This is a genomic window from Snodgrassella sp. W8132 (assembly GCF_016100865.1).
GTDB lineage: Bacteria > Pseudomonadota > Gammaproteobacteria > Burkholderiales > Neisseriaceae > Snodgrassella > Snodgrassella alvi.
In genome coordinates this window covers 1,607,154-1,626,527 of record NZ_JACFRQ010000001.1, presented here as the reverse complement: position 1 = coordinate 1,626,527, position 19,374 = coordinate 1,607,154, and the positions used below count along the sequence as shown (strand labels likewise).

The 19,374-nt window shown below is 42.8% G+C and carries 16 protein-coding genes; 12 read left to right on the top strand and 4 right to left on the bottom strand.

The features are described 5' to 3' along the window. The first annotated feature begins 154 nt into the window (after positions 1–154). Entirely contained in the window at positions 155–1,666 is a 1,512-nt protein-coding gene (mqo, locus tag H3U82_RS07395) for a malate dehydrogenase (quinone) (RefSeq protein WP_084550029.1), read from the top strand. A gap of 933 nt (positions 1,667–2,599) precedes the next feature. Here mqo and H3U82_RS07390 read toward each other — a convergent pair. Beyond that, positions 2,600–2,947 carry a helix-turn-helix domain-containing protein gene (locus tag H3U82_RS07390; RefSeq protein ID WP_025330010.1) on the bottom strand — a complete coding sequence of 116 codons (348 nt, stop codon included), beginning with the start codon at positions 2,945–2,947 and terminating at the stop codon, positions 2,600–2,602. Positions 2,948–3,061: 114 nt separating this feature from the next. Here H3U82_RS07390 and H3U82_RS07385 point away from each other — a divergent pair, with 114 nt between their 5' ends. Further along, positions 3,062–3,622 carry an NAD(P)H-dependent oxidoreductase gene (locus H3U82_RS07385; protein ID WP_198209878.1) on the top strand — a complete coding sequence of 187 codons (561 nt, stop codon included), beginning with the start codon at positions 3,062–3,064 and terminating at the stop codon, positions 3,620–3,622. Positions 3,623–3,881: 259 nt separating this feature from the next. Here the strand turns inward: H3U82_RS07385 and rnz are convergent, their stop codons facing one another. The 3 genes from rnz to H3U82_RS10975 form a co-directional block, all read right to left on the bottom strand. Then, a complete protein-coding gene (gene rnz / locus H3U82_RS07380; protein WP_025330012.1) occupies positions 3,882–4,799 on the bottom strand; it encodes a ribonuclease Z in 918 nt (305 codons plus the stop codon). A 103-nt stretch (positions 4,800–4,902) separates the two neighbouring features. Beyond that, entirely contained in the window at positions 4,903–5,136 is a 234-nt protein-coding gene (locus tag H3U82_RS07375) for a lysozyme inhibitor LprI family protein (protein ID WP_198209876.1), read from the bottom strand. Positions 5,137–5,199: 63 nt separating this feature from the next. Then, positions 5,200–5,385 (bottom strand): MFS transporter, encoded by a 186-nt coding sequence (locus H3U82_RS10975; protein WP_198209874.1) that lies wholly within the window; start codon positions 5,383–5,385, stop codon positions 5,200–5,202. Between the two features lie 599 nt (positions 5,386–5,984). On the opposite strand from H3U82_RS10975, the gene H3U82_RS07365 reads away from it, so the two are divergent. The 10 genes from H3U82_RS07365 (at position 5,985) to H3U82_RS07320 (ending at position 19,046) form a co-directional block, all read left to right on the top strand. Further along, positions 5,985–6,764 carry a DUF3304 domain-containing protein gene (locus H3U82_RS07365; RefSeq protein WP_198209871.1) on the top strand — a complete coding sequence of 260 codons (780 nt, stop codon included), beginning with the start codon at positions 5,985–5,987 and terminating at the stop codon, positions 6,762–6,764. 398 nt (positions 6,765–7,162) lie between these two features. Further along, positions 7,163–7,939: a DUF3304 domain-containing protein gene (locus H3U82_RS07360; protein WP_198209869.1), complete on the top strand. Its 777-nt coding sequence runs from the start codon at positions 7,163–7,165 to the stop codon at positions 7,937–7,939. Between the two features lie 136 nt (positions 7,940–8,075). Further along, on the top strand, positions 8,076–8,216 hold the full coding sequence (locus H3U82_RS07355) for a hypothetical protein (protein ID WP_157785007.1): 141 nt from the start codon (positions 8,076–8,078) through the stop codon (positions 8,214–8,216). 19 nt (positions 8,217–8,235) lie between these two features. Next, positions 8,236–12,726: a phospholipase effector Tle1 domain-containing protein gene (locus H3U82_RS07350; RefSeq protein ID WP_198209866.1), complete on the top strand. Its 4,491-nt coding sequence runs from the start codon at positions 8,236–8,238 to the stop codon at positions 12,724–12,726. Between the two features lie 337 nt (positions 12,727–13,063). After that, a complete protein-coding gene (locus tag H3U82_RS07345) occupies positions 13,064–13,840 on the top strand; it encodes a DUF3304 domain-containing protein (RefSeq protein ID WP_198209864.1) in 777 nt (258 codons plus the stop codon). 388 nt (positions 13,841–14,228) lie between these two features. After that, positions 14,229–15,011: a DUF3304 domain-containing protein gene (locus tag H3U82_RS07340; protein WP_198209862.1), complete on the top strand. Its 783-nt coding sequence runs from the start codon at positions 14,229–14,231 to the stop codon at positions 15,009–15,011. A 389-nt stretch (positions 15,012–15,400) separates the two neighbouring features. Next, on the top strand, positions 15,401–16,183 hold the full coding sequence (locus H3U82_RS07335) for a DUF3304 domain-containing protein (protein WP_198209860.1): 783 nt from the start codon (positions 15,401–15,403) through the stop codon (positions 16,181–16,183). 64 nt (positions 16,184–16,247) lie between these two features. Then, the gene (locus tag H3U82_RS07330) at positions 16,248–17,030 is read left to right on the top strand and encodes a DUF3304 domain-containing protein (RefSeq protein WP_198209857.1); all 783 of its coding nucleotides are present in this window, start codon (positions 16,248–16,250) and stop codon (positions 17,028–17,030) included. A 389-nt stretch (positions 17,031–17,419) separates the two neighbouring features. Then, the gene (locus tag H3U82_RS07325) at positions 17,420–18,202 is read left to right on the top strand and encodes a DUF3304 domain-containing protein (protein ID WP_198209855.1); all 783 of its coding nucleotides are present in this window, start codon (positions 17,420–17,422) and stop codon (positions 18,200–18,202) included. 67 nt (positions 18,203–18,269) lie between these two features. After that, positions 18,270–19,046, top strand: coding sequence for a DUF3304 domain-containing protein (locus H3U82_RS07320; RefSeq protein ID WP_198209852.1), 777 nt, complete (start codon positions 18,270–18,272; stop codon positions 19,044–19,046). Positions 19,047–19,374 lie beyond the last annotated feature (328 nt).

Here is a 19,374-nt window from a genome sequence, read left to right as displayed (position 1 = left end):
CTGTTAGTAAAAGTGCTTAAATTAACCACTTGTTATTGTCAATGATTTAAGTCAAAAACAAGTAAATCACACCAATATTGATTACTCCGTGTGCGAACTTCCAGATAAACATTTAATCAGAGTAGCCTGAAGAGAAGAGAAAAGAGTTTGCGTTATGAAAAACACCAATAGCGATAGCTCAGCAGACGTAGTATTAATCGGCGCCGGCATAATGAGCGCGACACTGGGAACCTTTCTTAAGGGGTTACAGCCAGACTGGCAGATTAATATCTACGAACGTCTCGCTGGAGTGGCTACAGAAAGCTCAGATGCATGGAATAATGCCGGTACCGGTCATTCAGCCCTATGCGAACTCAACTACACCCCTGAGCTGAAAGACGGCACAATCGAAGTATCCAAAGCAATTAAAATTATCGAACAGTTTGAATTGTCCAAACAATTCTGGGCATCACTTGTCGATGCCGGCATGATTGCCAATCCCAGTGAATTTATCCGCAGTGTGCCGCATATGAGCCTTGTACGCGGTGAAACTGATGTTGCTTTTCTGCGTAAACGTTTTGCCGCCTTACAGCAATACCGCCTGTTTCAGGATATGGTTTATACCGAAGATAAAGAGCAGATTAGCCAGTGGGTGCCGCTCATGATGCAGGGGCGGGATAACAGTGAGCCAATAGCCGTTACCTGGTCGGATCTGGGTACCGATGTCAATTACGGCGCCTTAAGCCGCATCCTGATTAACAACCTCACCAGTCACGGCTGTCAACTGCATCTGCAACACGAAATTATCGACTTGAAACAGCAAGATGGCCGCTGGCACCTGAAAATCAAAGATTTAATTAATCAAACCTGCCAACAAGTATCTGCCCGCTTTGTATTTATTGGCGCAGGTGGCGGTTCCCTCAGACTGCTGCAGAAAAGCCAGATTGAAGCCAGCAAAGGCTACGGCGGCTTTCCCGTATCCGGTCAGTGGCTGGTATGTAAAAATCCCGAAATTGTCAGACAGCATAATGCCAAAGTATATGGCAAAGCATCAGTCGGCGCCCCGCCGATGAGTGTGCCGCATCTTGATAAACGGGTTATCGATGGCGAAGATGCATTGCTTTTTGGTCCTTTTGCCGGCTTTACCACCAAATTTCTCAAATGCGGTTCATTTAAAGATCTGTTCCAGACTCTGAATTTTGCCAATATTTGCCCCATGCTCACCGTCGGCGTACATAACTTCGCCCTTGAGCATTACCTGATACAGCAGGTACGATTAAGCTTTACCGACCGCATGCAGGAATTACGTACCTTTTATCCCGAAGCCCGCGATGAAGACTGGCATCTGGCCGTTGCCGGCAATCGCGTACAGGTAATCAAAAAAGATCCGCAAAAAGGTGGCGTGCTACAGTTTGGTACTGAGCTGGTAAAATCTACCGATGGTACACTGGCTGCCCTGTTAGGCGCATCTCCGGGTGCTTCTACTTCCGTATCCATTATGCTTGAATTACTCGAACACTGCTTTGCCGATAAAGTCAGCGGCGAATGGAAGCAAAAACTGCATGAATGGATACCGAGCTATGGTCAGAAACTGGAACAAAACCCCGAGCTGGTACAGCGTATTCGCGACTGGACAATTAAATCGCTTAACTTACATACTCCGCAACAACAAACCATAAACAACTGAACACACACATACTAAAAACCATTATTGCCATAAACTTCCTTACCAAATTCTTGCTGAATTTGGTTTTTTTTTGTGTTATTGCCGCAATTCAGAGCATACACGTACCGGTATACAGTGATAGTTTCGTCCGTAATTATTACTGTACTGGTTATACTGTAGTTACTTTCCAACACTATAATTTTAAAATCGCAACTAAAGCATAAAACTGAAAAAAAACACTTGCTGTACGGATTAAATTTATTTAGTATAAGTTAAAAGGAAATAACATAGACATACAAAAATATATAATTATAACTAACACTTATAACTATATAGTGCAGTAATAAGCGCCACTTCATTTTTCAAAAATGCGGTGGCGTTTTTTTTTGTATCAGCCCAGTCGCAACAGGTATGATTTATACCGCCGGATAAAATTTTTCCTGATAGCAGGGCAGAGCCTGCATTCACCGTCAATCCGGCATCTTCAAGCAATATTCCGTTTATAATAATACCGCTTAATCCAGCGGATATAGGACACTGTTTTTTTCCGTGTATCACTATCAGACACAGCAGAAATCTTATTTTCTGAACAATAGCCGCATCCGTGCTTATCGCTAAAACTTATATAGAAAATCCATACACCTAAAAATACCGCTATATCGATAACACAATAAACTCAAGATAAACAAACAAACTGATTATGCAAGAATTCCGTATAACTGCATCGACATCAGCTATCACATTGATACTAAAGCTTAAATATAGTCTGATATATTGATTTATATATCTTTACTGCGTATTGTAATCAGCAGAGGAATAAAGATCAGGCAAAGAAATACCATAAATAGAATTTGATAATTTAAAGCTTCCAGGATTACCAATCCCTCCGCCACCAAATTCTGCCTTTAGTCATATAAATACGCCGACAATGTCGGCGGATAAAGTTTTTTCAGATTATGATAATGAGTCATTTTTATGATTATTTCCCCATTGGCAAAGCATATCTAAAATAGGAACTAAAGATTTACCTCGTTCTAATAACCCATATTCCACTTTAGGTGGAATTTGCGGATATTCTTTTCTAAAAATTAATTTATCTTTTTCCATCTCTTTTAGGGTATTACTCAGTGTCTTAAAAGAAATATGATTAATGCTTCGTTTAAGTTCATTGAATCGCATTGAGGGTTGATTTTCGTTTAACCAATAAAGAATAACAATTTTATACTTACCTCGAATCATTGAGAGAGTGTAATTAAATCCACTATCCTCAAAATGATCTTCGGCACAATGATGATTTTCCATGTAGATACTTTCCATAAAGATAGTACATAACAGTAATTACCGTACTTCAAAAATAATCGTATTAATATTAGTATGACTTAATTATTGATAAAAATATAGAAGGAATATTTAACAATGAAACGCACTTTAGTGATTGTTGCTCATCCTCACTTAGCCTCTTCAAGTGTTAACCGATGCTGGGTTAATAGATTAAATCAGTATCATGAACAAGTAACCATACATGATTTATATTCTTACTATCCCTCTTATAAAATAGACTCTGGTTTCGAACAAAACTTAATTGAAAATCATCAAAATTTGGTAATTCAATTTCCGATATATTGGTTTAATTGTCCACCATTATTAAAACAATGGTTAGATGACGTTTTCACTTACGGATGGGCATTTGGTGCCTTAGGCGATAAATTAAAAAGTAAAAAAGTAGGTTTAGCTGTTTCGGCAGGTATAAAGAAAGCGGACTATTCTCAAACAGGACATTATAAATATACACTTGAGCAAATTCTCAGCCCCTTTGAATTAACAATAAATTACGTTAAGGCTGATTATCAGCCCGTTTTTGCAATTTATGGCGCAAATAATGAGCCAGACTATCCGGATAAAATTACACAAAAAGATATAGATAAAAGTGCAGATGATTATGTGAATTGGATGAAAAAATTAGGAATGCTAATTTAAAACAGATCATTAAAGTTTATCCAAGCTTATTACTAAATAAAATCTGCTGTGGACAAAAAATAAGAAATATACAGCATATTTCTTATTTTTCTAAAGTAATGGGTATTTAATGATTTTATTCTGAATAAAAAATGAAACGGTACAGACTCCTGAATATTTTTACAAAATCTGTAAATTTCAGGCTCAATGAGCTTTTCTTGCGAAACTTTAATACTAATTGAAACATCAGCAAACTAGCCGATAATGTCGGCATATTCTTCTATACTTGGAACGTGGCAAAATCAGTTGCGATTTCAGTATGGATAAAAATGCTCTTAGCCTCATTAACTAATTTAGCATTGTCATTGAGAGAATATCGAGGGCTTATATGCGTTATAATCAATCTTTTAACATTGGCTTGTTTAGCAATCGTGGCTGCATGAACAGTGGTAGAATGACCATGCTCAATTGCTTTTTGTCCTAATGCACTTTCATGCGTTGCTTCATGCACAAGTACGTCAACATCTTTAGCTAATTCAATTGAAGCATCACAAGGTACTGTATCACCTAAAATAGCCAGTTTTTTCCCTTGTTTAAAATCACCAAGATAATTACGACCATCAATGACACGGCCATCAGCTAGTGTTACTGTTTTACCTTCTTTTAAATAGGCATAATGTGGACCAGGATTAATATTATCTTGCTGTAATTTGTCGATATCTAAGACAGGTGATGAATCCTTTTCAATAACACGATAACCAAAACAAGGTACCCGATGCGCTAATAATTTGGCTTCAACCCGCAATTTAGTATCTTCAAATACCAAACCATCTTGATCAAGTTCAATAATGTTTAAAGGATAAGTTATCCAGGAATAACTAATATCAATCACAGTTTGAATAAATTGTTTGATACCTTTAGGGCCAATCAAAGTTAGTTCCGATTGATTTTGAGTTAATGAACGTGTAGTTAAAACACCCGGTAAACCAAACAGATGATCACCATGCAAATGTGTTATAAATATCATCTCTAATTTGGCTAAGCTGAATTTTGCTTTCTGCATTTGCATTTGAGTTGCCTCACCACAATCAAAAAGCCATAATCGCCCTCTTTCTTGTCGGAGATCGAGCATAATACTACTGACATTGCGCTCAGCGGTTGGTGAGCCTGAGCTTGTTCCTAAAAAAGTGAGTTTCATAACTATATCAATCTTTTATTGAATGTCTTATTACATACTAAGAATAACAATACATAACTTTATTTTGATGCAATAACAATAAGTAGAAAAAAATTTATAGCAGTTACAAACAATCAGACCAATAAAGATCAAGTTGTTTTGCTCGTTGAAAATTTAGTTCAGCTAAACATGTGTATTTTAACATATTTAGAGCATTACCAATTGCTCCACCCCCTAACGAATAAGCAAAGTCACACTGTAAATCACGATATTTAATAAATTCTTTATCAGATTTTTTAAGTTTATTTTTTGCAATTACCGATGTACACTTTTTCTTCATAATAATTTGAAAATACATTAAAAAATTTCTGCGGCGATCTATTTAACTCAGCCTGACTGATATAAAATTTTTTCTAAACATTTAATTAATTCTGCTTCTGAAGAGGAGTAATAAAATCTTCTTACAGCCATACCAATCACTATAAAAACCATAAAACGGTTGCAGCACACCATACGGAAAGAGATATGCAGTTAAAATAATACTTGCCTGAGAAATAGGGCTGCCAAAATCCACTGAAATATCGGGTAAAAAAGTGAAGCCACCCAATTATCTGCGGCTGAAATAAACCCAGTAAATCCGAGTAAGATAAGAACAAAATAAATTTTTTATAAAATTCATCATTAATTCAGCTTAATATTCTGAGTTATACATTTTGTTACATATTGAAAAAATTTTAACAATCAGGTCACTATTATAGTCCTGAATATTTTCATTTATATATCAAATGATTAACAGATACATTTTAATTATATATTAATGATTACAGAGAGCCGGCGCGTCTTTCAACGATCCTCATTAATTATTTATAATCAACTTTATCGAAATTATTTCAACAACCAATCCTAAAGAAGAAATATCAATTCCATCAATCTTAATAAATTGATTCATATACAAATTTTCAACATAAATCAAACCTTCATCAGCAAAAATTAAATATAATATTCAATCTGTTGAGAGTGAATTAGCATTGCTCAATATAATTAATCCATTGCTATACTGTTTGTTTAATTCAATAACAAACAGATTTAGTGCAGATAAAATACAGTAAGCGCATTTATCGGATGATAGTCCGCTATCTATTATTGATTAAATCTGTAAGCCACAGAAACTAATATTGTCTTTTGTATCTATAAAGTGAGCATTAAATGACTGGAAGAAAAATATTCACCGCAAACCGCCTTATCCGGCTAAGCTTATTACTGCTGTCGGCTACCGCTATTACCTCCTGCGGCGGCAGGTTTGAACCTTTTGTCGGCGTTACTTCCGGTAAAAACAAAGCCTATGCCGCGCCGGTCGAGGCGCTTGTATACAATTATGAAAATATCTCTGGTGGTTCAATTAATGGAGGCTGTATTCCTAAAACACCGGGTGTAGATGATTATGAGGTAGGTAAAAAACGTTATGGTGGTGGTTCTTGTGGCGCTGCCTATCTGCCGGCAAAATGGAAACCGGGTATGACCGCACGTATAAACTGGCGGGTTTTGCCTTATCCGGGTTGGCATGCCAGAGTATTAAATCTGCCTGGATTAAATTTTGACGAAAAAGAACGGGCAACAATTCAGCAATACAGTGAAAACTATTCAACCGTAATACCATTACCACCACCGCCAGCATTTGCTGGTGATGATTTTGGCAAGGTAAGAAATATCACAGTGCATTTTCTGGCATGTAATCAGATATTTATTGATTACGGTACCCGACAGGAAAATGCGCCGGAAGTGGTAACAAAACAGTTTGAACTATTTAGGAAAAGCCAGAAACTATGCACACCACGCCCGTCAATCAAATCCATGGCAGATTACCGGCGCAATAAGGCTAAGCTGGACGCAATCAAGCAGGAACGGGCAAATATTAAGCAGGTGATTCTGCCGGAGTACATTAAAGAACTGGAGCAGCAGGGCAAGCTGCCGGTTACTGGTAAATAGACTGGCGGTTTTTGCTGCTTAGTGCGCCGGTTGATTTGGCAACAGTGACAGCCATCGCCGGCGCTGCAACCGGCACTTTCACCACAACGGAATTAATCCCGCATAGCCATAAAAACAAATAAAAACCAGAATATCGCAATATTATGCTGTAAAAAATTAATATATACATAAATAATGTCTTAGTCCGGAAAATTAATTATATTCAGCATATTAATGTAAACAATATCCTGCGCCGGTAGTGGTAATTGTGTAAAATATTGATATGTAATAAAAGCTGGAAGCGATACCATCAATTAAAACCGGCATAAAGCAGAAAAAACAGACACGGCTGCTAATACAAAGTTAACACCGAATTTTGCATAAAAATACCGTATCAATTCAAGAATAGTGAGCATTAAATGACTGGAAGAAAAATATTCACCGCAAACCGTCTTATCCGGCTAAGTTTATTGCTGCTGTCGGCTACTGCCATCACCTCTTGTGGCGGAGGCTTCGAACCTTTTGTCGGCGTTACGTCCGGTAAAAACAAAGCTTATGCCGCGCCGGTCGAGGCACTTGTATACAATTATGAAAATATCTCTGGTGGTTCAATTAATGGAGGCTGTATTCCTAAAACACCCGGCGTAAATGATTATCAAGTTGGCAAAAAGCGTTACGGAGGTGGTTCAACCTGTGGAGCCGCCTATCTGCCGGCGAAATGGAAACCGGGTATGACTGCACGTATTAACTGGCGAGTTTTGCCATATCCAGCTTGGCATGCAAGAGTATTAGATTTACCTGGAGTTAACTTTGATCAGAACGAAAGTAGAATAATAGACGAATATGCTGAAAACTATTCAGCAGTAATCCCATTACCACCCCCACCACCATCTGCCGGTGATGATTTTGGCAAGGTGGCAAATATCACAGTGCATTTTCTGGCTTGTAATCAATTGTATATTACTTACGGTACAGTCGAGGAAGGCAGAAATACGCCAATGCATTACAAATTGTTTGCGAAAAGCCAGAAACTATGTACGCCACGTCCGTCAATTAAATCTATGGCAGATTACCGGCGCAATAAAGCCAAGCTGGATGCAATCAAGCAGGAACGGGCAAATATTAAGCAGGTAATCCTGCCGGAATATATTAAAGAACTGGAGCAGCAGGGTAAATTACCTACGCCGAGTAAATAAAATATCATTTAATTTTTCGCAGCCATACCGCAGCTTGCCGGTATGGCTGCGTTTTTTATATTGTGTTTTTATTTATAATTATGTAAACAAAACTACATAAAATGTATTAAATATGTTAAAATAAATGGTTACGGAAATGGTGCATTCAGATAGCGCTTATATCGGCATAAATGCACAGACCAGGGAGCAGCGTCGGCATCCGGGCAAACAGAATCAGCCTGCCTCACAATACGAAGTACTACCGGCCACCGGCACTCAGCTTATTTGTATTTCTTAGTTAAAGAGGGAAACCAGTTATGGCGAGTAACGACGATAATAAAAAACAGCCGAATGCACCTGCCGGTGCTCCGCAGCCGGGAGGGAGCGGTGGCGGTAAACCGGGTGCAGGTGATAAACCGGCTGCTGGCGCAGGAGCGGGCAAGCCGGGTGGCGGCAAAGCGCCGCTGCCAACGCCGAATAATCCGCACAATAAAGGAATCAGTATAGACAGCATCACTGCCGGCCACTCGCCAGAGCAGAATGATTTCGGAATTTATAAGGATGGTGACGCTGCCGATGCTGCCAATCATCCGCCTCCTGCCAACCCGAAAAAACCGCAGTCCGGGCAAAACCAGCCGAACAAGCCGCAGTCTGGGCAAAACCAGCAGAATAAGCCGCAGTCTGGACAAAACCAGCAGAATAAGCCGCAGTCTGGACAAAACCAGTCGAACAAGCCGCAGTCTGGACAAAACCAGTCGAACAAGCCGCAGTCCGGGCAAAACCAGCCGAATAAGCCGGCAGCTTCGCAGCAAGGTCAAAAACCGGGCGCTAAAACACCGGCAAATACAACAGCGAATGGTAACAAGCCCGACGACAAATTTCTGCCGCAAACCGGGCCGGGAGTACCCCCTCTGGACAAACCGCCGAGTATCGGAAAAAAGATCGGCGATAAGCTTAAGCCGTATTTGCCGACGATTAAGCCGATTGAATTTCAGTGGCCGGGCGTGCTTAAACCGGATGAGTTTCCCACTGCCGCCGGTGGCCGCCTGCCGGCTTCCATCAGCAGCATCCAGGAAAACCGCAAAGACAATAATTTTGTCGACCGCACTAAAGCCAAGCCGTGCCAGAAAGTGCTTAAAATCAACTTCTTTTTTGATGGCACCAATAATCATGAAAAAGCCGATAAAGTAGTTTCCGGTGCCACGCCACCAACCCCAGAGCAGCTCGATCCGCTTAAAGATGCCGCAGCTCAGCAGGCAAAGCTGATTAAGCCGTATACTTATCCGCGTACTTCCAATGCCGCGCGCCTGTTTCATGCCTGTATGGGTGCCGGCGGTACACCGGGAGAAAGTAACCGTGATAAGGAAATGATTAAATACGGCTGGTTTAAGCATTATATTCAGGGCGTCGGTACCCGCTTTGAGGAAATCGGCGATGATGATCCGGGCATGCTCGGCGAGGCCCTGGCTAAATTCGGCCAGGCGCGGATTAACTGGGGCTTAACCCGTATCTGCGATAGCTTAGGTATCAGTGAAATATTTAATATAAAAGAGCTGCCACTGGAAACCGCACAGAAAATGGTAAAAGGCATGGATTCGCGTGCCGGGCGCAAAAGCCAGCTCGACAGCTTTCTGGATACCTTGCAGCGCCCGGATTCCAAACCATTACCCGATGCAATTAAGCTGTATGTGGTCGGCTTTTCCCGCGGTGCCGCCGAGGCGCGCACCTTTATGAACTGGCTGCTCGACTACCTGCTCGACCGTGATGAAAATGCTGATGCACGCGAGCAGCTGGAAAAGCTGATGGCGGAGCAGGAGAAAGAGCGCATCAAACAGCGTAAAGACGACCGTGCTGCGGCAGAGGCTAAAGCCAAAGAGGAAGCCGAGGCGAAAAACAAAGACAAATCAGACGAGCAGGACAAGGATAAAGCCAAGCAGCCGGCTCCTACCGCCGCCGCGCCGGTAAACAGCAGCGCTACCAAAGCCGCCATGCAGCGGGTGCAGGCGCAGGCTGCTACCATGAGCGCCAGTGCTCCGAAAGGCAACAAACCGGCTAAGGCCGATGATAAGAAAGCAGAAAAACCCTATGAAGGCATTGAGCTGAAACTGCTCGGTATCCCGATTTATGTGGAGATGTGCGGCTTGTTTGATACCGTTGCTACTGTCGGTATGTCGCCGCTGGTGGCCATGGTTACCGGTCACTGTTCATGGGCGCACGGCACCATGTCGCTGCAGCGTGCCGGCAGCGCCGGTTTTATTAAAAACTGTTATCACTTTGTTTCGGCGCATGAGCAGCGTAAAAGCTTCTCGGTCGACAGTATCTGTGTCGACGGCGGCTATCCGAAAGGTAATTTTAAGGAATATATCTATCCCGGTGTGCATTCCGATATCGGCGGTGGCTATCCGCCCGGTGAGCAGTTTAAGAGTAATTATGGTATGGGGCATGTGCTCTCGCAGATTGCTCTGCATGATATGTATGCGCGCTGCTGGCAGCATGGTATGCCTTTGCAAGTATTGAGAAAGCATCCTGCCTTAAAAAAAGATATGCAGAAACATCCGCGTTTTCAGCTGAAAAACTATGAATTCATGGATGAAGATACTACTATTGAATATGATACTCAGCCAGAGATGGTTGAGCGCTTTAATGCGTGGCTGAAAACACTGGAAACCTCGAATATCAGCACCGCACTGCAAAAGCAAGTCCATCATTTTACTGCCTATCGGATTTTGCGCTGGGTACGCTCCGGTATCGCCGGTTATGCGCGTTTCCTTGGTTTACAGCTTTCGAAGGATGGCAGCGTCGGAGAAAAGGAAGACAAAGACACCAAAAACGGCCGTACGGATATTATCAATAAAGGGCGTAAAGAAGCCAACGAAGCCGGTAAAGGCAATTTCCCCGATAAGCCGGTTGCCGATAATGATGAAATGTGGAAACAGGCCGGTCTGGAAGATATTCCGAAAGAGAAACGGCAGGAATTTCTCGACGGCATTATCAATAAAAATTACGTACCCGGCAACGATGGCTGGGACTTGATTGAAGGCGCCAAGGATTTTAAAGCCGATTATCTGCATGAATTTCATCTGGAGAATATGCTTTCCGCCGGTTTCCTGCTTGATACCCTGTTTGCCGGCAGCATGTATATGCTGAATAACGACGACGAGGCTGCCGAATACAAAGACATCCATGATAATGGCGATGAGCTGTATTTCGGCGCGAAAGTTGCTGATCTTAAAACGCCTGCATCGGGTAATACCAATACCCTTCCGCTGCCGCCACTGGCGAAAAATATTGTTGCCTCAGGTCCGCCGGCAGGCGGTAGTGCACCGGCAGACGGTAAAGGGCAGAAAGGCGAGAATAAAACCAAAATGCCATGGGATTATTCAACGCAGGAAATCAGCGAGATGTTCAAGAATGCCGATAAAGGCGCACTGGTTACCGGTACTCTGCTCGATGTCCTGCGCCAGCGCTATCAGAAGAATCTCCACGGCCTCGAACTGGCTACAAGTTCGGTGATGGATATCTGGCAGCGGCTGCAGAAGGCAGATTTGAGCGAGAAAACGGCGATTATCAACCGGCTGAAAACCCATGCAGAAAAATATTCCGCCAATTATCCGCAGATGGTGCAGATTTTCGACGACCAGATTCATGATTCGCGTGCCTGGTTTATGCATGATTCGCTGCTGCAAAGCCGTGAACCGTTTACCAGCTATTTTGCCCACCGTCTGGTGTTCAGCGGCGGCTTTTCGAATAAGCCGCTGTCGCCGGTGCTGCTGGCCAATCGCGTGGTCGGGATAGCCGGGATTGCCCGCAGCGCCTATATGAGCGTGAAATACGGCAATCCGGCCTATATTCTGATTGGTCTGAATAATCCCGAGCTGTTTGTTACCGATGCAGACAGAGCCGCATGGAATCTGCTTACTCAGGACTATCAGGCACTGGCTATTGATCCGGATACCGGTAAAATTCTGCCGACTGCCGACAATCTGAAAAAGCTGCGTCAGTTCACCAAGGATTTGCAAACCGCCACCCAGCAGATTAAAGCCGAATATGACAAGCAGAAGCCGTGGACCGATAAGGAATTTCTCGATAAAACCCTCGGTCAGGTTATTCAGAACAGTGATGAAACCATCAAGAATCTGAATGAAATCCGCGAGCTGCTTACCGAGCAGCAAAAGGCGCTGGATAAGATGAAAGAGTCCAATGCGCAGCTGAAGCAGCAGGCTGAGCAGGTGAAACAAATGCTGGATAAGGTTACCGAAAATCAGAAACAGCTGGAAAATGCGGTGCAGCAGGCTAAAGCCGGCACACTGGATAAGCAGCAGTTGCAGGAAGCCCTTAAACAGGGGATGACCGTTTATTCCGATCCGGTAGCGGCGCTGCCGCAGGCGAGCCTGATGCAGCCGCCCGGTCTGGAAGACATCAGCAAAGACAGTCTGGCCGAGCATTTACGCCAGCAAATCAGCCAGTACCAGCAAAACAGCCGCATCAGCGCGCAAAACAGTACTGCCTTGCTGGAGAGCGGTGCACAGGATCCGCAAACCCTTGCGCAGGCTTTTTACAACAACAGCGGCGGCGATATTTACGATCAGGCGGTAGAGCAGATGGGTAAATCCGCGCTCAACCGGCTTGGTCTCGGCGATCTGGAAATCAACCAGTATCTGCCGGAAAATATTGCCAGCCGCAGCCAGCCGGAAATCGCCAGCCTGTTGCAGCAGCTGCAAAGCGGTAATATTCCGCCGCAGATGCAGGCGATTTCGCCGCAAAAAATCGAATTGATTAAAAAAGTACTGCAAAGCTGGCTGCTGTAGCTGTAAGCGGCACGCAGCGTTGTATTCACGCTGCCTTTGTTGCAACGCCATTGCCGCCATACCGGGGCAATGGCGTTTTATTCTGCTGCTCTGCCTGTATGTGAGTAAAGCGCATAGTCAGAATTTTTATCATCGCCGCTTAATTGCTTAAGCTGTTAACAAATATACTGCGCTATTGTGTATGATTGTGTAATATATTGATATATGGAATAAATACCGGAAGTAATACGATAGCTAACAATTGAATAAAGGGAAGGCAGAGATGCAGCGATGAAATCAATTATTAAATACACAATGCAGTAATCACAGTGTTTAACCCAAGAAGAGTGAGAATCAAATGCCTGCTAAAAAAATATTCAGTGTAAACCGTCTTATCCGGCTAAGTTTATTGCTGCTGTCGGCTACCGCTGTTACCTCCTGTGGCGGAGGCTTCGAACCGTTTGTCGGCGTTACTTCCGGTAAAAACAAAGCTTATGCCGCGCCAGTAGAAGCATTGGAATACAATTATGAAGATATGTCTGGTGGTTCAATTAATGGTGGTTGTATTCCCAAAACACCTGGGGTAAATGATTATCAGGTAGGAAAAAAGCGCTATGGGGGTGGTGCTACGTGTGGTGCTGCTTATCTGCCGGCGAAATGGAAACCGGGAATGACTGCACGTATTAACTGGCGGGTTTTACCTTACCCAACTTGGCAGCCAAAGGTATTAAATAAACCCGGATTGGTTTTAGATAGTAAAGAATCAGCTATTATAGATCAGTATGATGAAAATCATTCAGCCGTAATACCATTACCACCTCCGCCACCATCTGCCGGTGATGATTTTGGCAAGGTAAGGAATATCACAGTGCATTTTCTGGCCTGTAATCAATTGTATATTACTTACGGTACAGTAGAAGAAGGCAGAAATACGCCCATGCATTATAAACTTTTTGCTAAAAGCGAAAAATTATGTACGCCACGCCCTATAGTAAAAACCATGGCAGATTACCGACGTAACAAAGCCAAAATGGATGCAATTAAAAAAGAACGTGACAATATCCAGCAGGTAATCCTGCCGGAATATATAAAGGAACTGGAGCAGCAGGGTAAGCTGCCGGTTAGCAGTAAATAAGTTTTGCAGGCTTGCTATGGTCGCCGGCTGACAACTTACCGATGCAAGTAAGCTTGCGCCGGCAAGCCTGAACTGTTCTCTTTGCAAAAAAGCCGGCTGATTTAGCCATAGCCGGAATCTTTTGAAAATAACGCCATTGTTCCCATACGGGTACAGTGGCGTTTTATTATCCGCAGTGTAAATATCGGTTCGACTAATAAAAAACTTTCGTTTCTGCGCCAGATATTGGTAATATCATTGCATAAAAACTGACAGATGTAAGCAGTACCGGCAACAGGGTGATAACAAAACCGGAATAAAGCGGAAATCAGAGATGCAGCGATGAAATCAATTATTAAATACACAATGCAGTAATCACAGTGTTTAACCCAAAAAGAGTGAGAATCAAATGTCTGGTAAAAAAATATTCACCGTAAACCGCCTTATCCGGCTAAGTTTATTGCTGCTGTCGGCTACCGCCATCACCTCCTGCGGCGGCGGTTTTGAACCATTTGTCGGTGTTACCTCCGGTAAAAACAAATCTTATGCGGCGCCAGTAGAGGCACTTGTATACGTCTATGAAAATATTTCCGGTGGCTCAATCAATGGTGGCTGCATTCCGAATACTAATGGTGTTGACGATTATGAAGTTGGTAAAAAACGCTTTGGTGGAGGATCTACTTGTGGAGCAGCCTATCTGCCGGCGAAATGGAAGCCGGGCATGATGGCGCGTATTAACTGGCGGGTTTTACCTTATCCTGCTTGGCAACCTAAAATATTGAACAAACCAGGTTTAGTTATAGATCGTAATGAATCAGCTATTATCAGCCAGTACGATGAAAATCATTCAGCGGTAATACCATTACCACCCCCACCTCCATCTATGGGTGATGATTTTGGTAAGACAAGTAATATTACTGTCCATTTCCTAGCCTGTAACCAAATATATATTGATTATGGCACCAAAGATGATGATGCTCGTGATGCAGTCAAAAAGCAGTTTGCATTATTTGCGAAAAGCCAGAAACTGTGTACCCCCCGCCCGTCAATCAAATCTATGGCAGATTACCGGCGCAATAAAGCTAAGCTGGATGCAATTAAAAAAGAACGTGACAATATTCAGCAGGTGATTCTGCCCGAATATATTAAGGAACTGGAGCAGCAGGGCAAACTGCCGGTTAGCAGTAAATAAGTTTTGCAGGCTTGCTATGGTCGCCGGCTGACAACTTACCGGTGCAAGTAAGTTTGCGCCGGCAAGCCTGAACTGTTCTCTTTGCAAAAAAGCCGGCTGATTCAGCCTTAGCCGGAATCTCCTGAAAATAACGCCATTGTTCCCATACGGGTGCAGTGGCGTTTTATTATCCGCAGTACAAATACCGGTTCGACTAATAAAAAATTTCCGTTTCTGCGCCAGATATTGGTAATATCATTGCATAAAAACTGACAGATGTAAGCAGTACCGGCAACAGGGTGATAACAAAAACCGGAATAAAGCGGAAATCAGAGATGCAGCTACCAAATCAATTATTAAATACACAATGCAGTAATCACAGCGTTTAACCCAAAAAGAGTGAGAATCAAATGTCTGGTAAAAAAATATTCACCGTAAACCGCCTTATCAGGCTAAGTTTATTACTGCTGTCGGCTACCGCCATCACCTCCTGCGGCGGAGGCTTCGAACCTTTTGTCGGCGTTACTTCCGGCAAAAATAAATCTTATGCCGCGCCGGTGGAGGCACTGGAATATAACTTTGAAAATATGTCTGGCGGTTCGATTAATGGTGGCTGTATTCCCAAAACACCGGGCGTAGATGATTATGAGGTTGGTAAAAAACGCTACGGCGGTGGTGCTACATGTGGCGCTGCTTATCTGCCGGCGAAATGGAAACCAGGTATGATGGCGCGTATTAACTGGCGGGTTTTGCCTTACCCCGGCTGGAAAGCACGTATGTTAGATATGCCGGGAGTTAATTTCGATGAAAATGAAAAAGGCATAATGAGACAATATTATGAAAACTATTCAGCAGTAATACCATTACCGCCGCCTCCACCGTCTGCCGGAGATGATTTTGGCAAAGTAAGTAATATTACTGTTCATTTTCTAGCCTGTAATCAGTTATATATTGATTATGGCACCACAGATGATGATACACGCGAAGCAGTCAAGAAACAGTTCGCGCTGTTTGCGAAAAGCCAGAAACTATGTACGCCGCGCCCGTCGATTAAATCCATGGCAGATTACCGGCGTAATAAAGCCAAAATGGATGCAATCAAGCAGGAACGGGCAAATATTAAACAGGTAATCCTGCCGGAATATATAAAGGAACTGGAGCAGCAGGGCAAGCTGCCGGTTACTGGTAAATAGACATATCACGGGCTTTGAATATTATCTGTAGTAACTTTTAAAATAAAAATAGAGTGAGCATTAAATGTCAGGAAGAAAAATATTTACGGCAAGCCGCCTTATCCGACTGAGTTTATTGTTATTGTCGGTAACCGTTGTTACCTCCTGTGGCGGAGGCTTCGAACCCTTTGTCGGCGTTACTTCAGGTAAAAATAAATCCTATGCCGCGCCGGTAGAGGCACTGGAATATAACTATGAAAATATGTCTGGTGGTTCAATCAATGGCGGTTGTATTCCTAAGACACCGGGAGTAGATGATTATGAGGTAGGTAAAAAACGTTACGGAGGTGGTGCTACCTGTGGAGCAGCTTATCTGCCGGCGAAATGGAAACCGGGTATGACTGCGCGAATTCACTGGCGAGTGCTACCATATCCTAAATGGCATCCAAAAATGTTAAATTTGCCCGGCGTGAATTTTGACGAAAAAGAATCAGCCATTATTAGTCAGTATGATGAAAACCATTCAGCCGTAATACCTTTGCCTCCTCCTCCAGCGTTTGCAGGTGATGATTTTGGCAAAGTGCGAAATATTACCGTTCATTTTTTAGCCTGTAACCAGATATTCATTGATTATGGTACCCGACAGGAAAATGCACCGGAAGTGGTAAAAAAACAGTTTGAACTATATGCGAAAAGTGAGAAACTGTGTACACCACGCCCTTCAATCAAATCTATGGCGGATTACCGGCGCAATAAAGCTAAACTGGATGCAATTAAAAAAGAACGTGACAATATCCAGCAGGTAATCCTGCCCGAATATATTAAGGAGCTGGAGCAGCAGGGCAAGCTGCCGGTTAGCAGTAAATAAGTTTTGCAGGCTTGCTATGGTCGCCGGCTGACAACTTATCGGTGCAAGTAAGCTTGCGCCGGCAATTCTGAACTGTTGTCTTTGCAAAAAAGCCGGCTGATTCAGCCTTAGCCGGAATCTCCTGAAAATAACGCCATTGTTCCCATACGGGTACAGTGGCGTTTTATTATCCGCAGTACAAATACCGGTTCGACTAATAAAAAATTTCCGTTTCTGCGCCAGATATTGGTAATATCATTGCATAAAAACTGACAGATGTAAGCAGTACCAGCAACAGGGTGATAACAAAAACCGGAATAAAGCGGAAATCAGAGATGCAGCTACCAAATCAATTATTAAATACACAATGCAGTAATCACAGTGTTTAACCCAAGAAGAGTGAGAATCAAATGTCTGCTAAAAAAATATTCACCGCTAGCCGCTTTATCCGGCTATGTTTATTACTGCTGTCGGCTACCGCCATTACCTCCTGCGGCGGAGGTTTTGAACCTTTTGTCGGCGTTACTTCCGGTAAAAACAAATCCTATGCCGCGCCGGTAGAGGCATTGGAATACAACTATGAAAATGTACATGGTGGTTCAATTAATGGTGGTTGTATTCCAAACACAGCGGGCGTAGATGATTATGAGGTTGGTAAAAAACGCTTTGGTGGTGGTTCAACTTGCGGTGCCGCCTATCTGCCGGCGAAATGGAAACCGGGTATGACTGCGCGTATTAACTGGACAGTGTTACCTTATCCGGGTTGGCATGCAAAAGTTCTTAATGTGCCTGGATTAGAATTTGACCAAAATGAAAAAAATGCAATAGCACAATATCATGAAAGTCATTCAGCAGTAATACCACTTCCACCTCCACCACCATCTATGGGTGATGATTTTGGTAAGACAAGTAATATTACTGTCCATTTCCTAGCTTGTAACCAAATATATATTGATTATGGCACCAAAGATGATGATGCTCGTGAGGCAGTAAAGAAACAGTTTGAACTATTTAAGAAAAGCCAGAAACTGTGTACGCCACGCCCGTCAATCAAATCCATGGCAGATTACCGGCGCAATAAAGCCAAGATGGATGCAATTAAACAGGAGCGGGCAAATATTAAGCAGGTAATCCTGCCGGAATATATAAAGGAACTGGAGCAGCAGGGTAAGTTGCCGGTTACAGGTAAATAGATACATAACAGGCTTTGAATTTTATCTGTAGTGCTTTTTAAAACAAGAATAGAAGAGTGAGCATTAAATGTCTGGTAAAAAAATATTCACCGCTAGCCGCCTTATCCGGCTAAGCTTACTACTGCTGTCGGCTACCGCCATTACCTCCTGCGGCGGCGGTTTTGAACCTTTTGTCGGCGTTACTTCCGGCAAAAACAAATCCTATGCCGCGCCGGTTGAAGCACTGGAATACAATTATGAAAATATGTCTGGCGGTTCGATTAATGGTGGCTGTATTCCGGGAACCAACGGTGTTGATGATTATGAAGTTGGTAAAAAACGCTTTGGTGGCGGTTCTACCTGTGGTGCAGCTTATTTACCAGCAAAATGGAAACCGGGTATGACTGCACGTATATATTGGCGCGTTTTACCTTATCCTAGGTGGAATCCTAGAGGTTTAGATTTACCCGGTGTAAATGTTGATAAAAATGAAGCAGCTATTATAGCTCAGTATGATGAAAACCATTCAGCCGTAATACCATTACCCCCTCCACCACCATCTGCCGGTGATGATTTTGGCAAGGTGGCAAATATCACAGTGCATTTTCTGGCCTGTAATCAATTGTATATTACCTATGGAACAATAGAAGAAGGCAGAAATACGCCCATGCATTATAAACTTTTTGCTAAAAGCGAAAAATTATGTACGCCGCGCCCGACTATCAAATCCATGGCAGATTACCGGCGCAATAAAGCTAAGCTGGATGCAATTAAAAAAGAACGTGACAATATCCAGCAGGTAATCCTGCCGGAATATATAAAGGAATTGGAGCAGCAGGGCAAGCTGCCGGTTAGCAGTAAGTAAGTTTTGCAGGCTTTCTGTGGTTGCCGGCTGACAATTTACCGATGCAAGTAAGCTTGCACCGGCAAGCCTGAACTGTTGTTTTTGCAAAAAAGCCGGCTGATTTAGCCATGGCCGGAATCTGGAATTTTATTAAAATAACGCCACTGTTCCTCTATTGGGGCAGTGACGTTTTATTGTCCGCAGTGAATATGGCAAATATCGTTTGAATAATAACAAATCTCCAGTTCCGTGCTGGTTATTGATAATATATTTGCATAAAATGCTGATGGATGTATTTAATTATTTTTAATAAAGCAATAAAAATAAAGAGGAATACAGACCAGTGGAA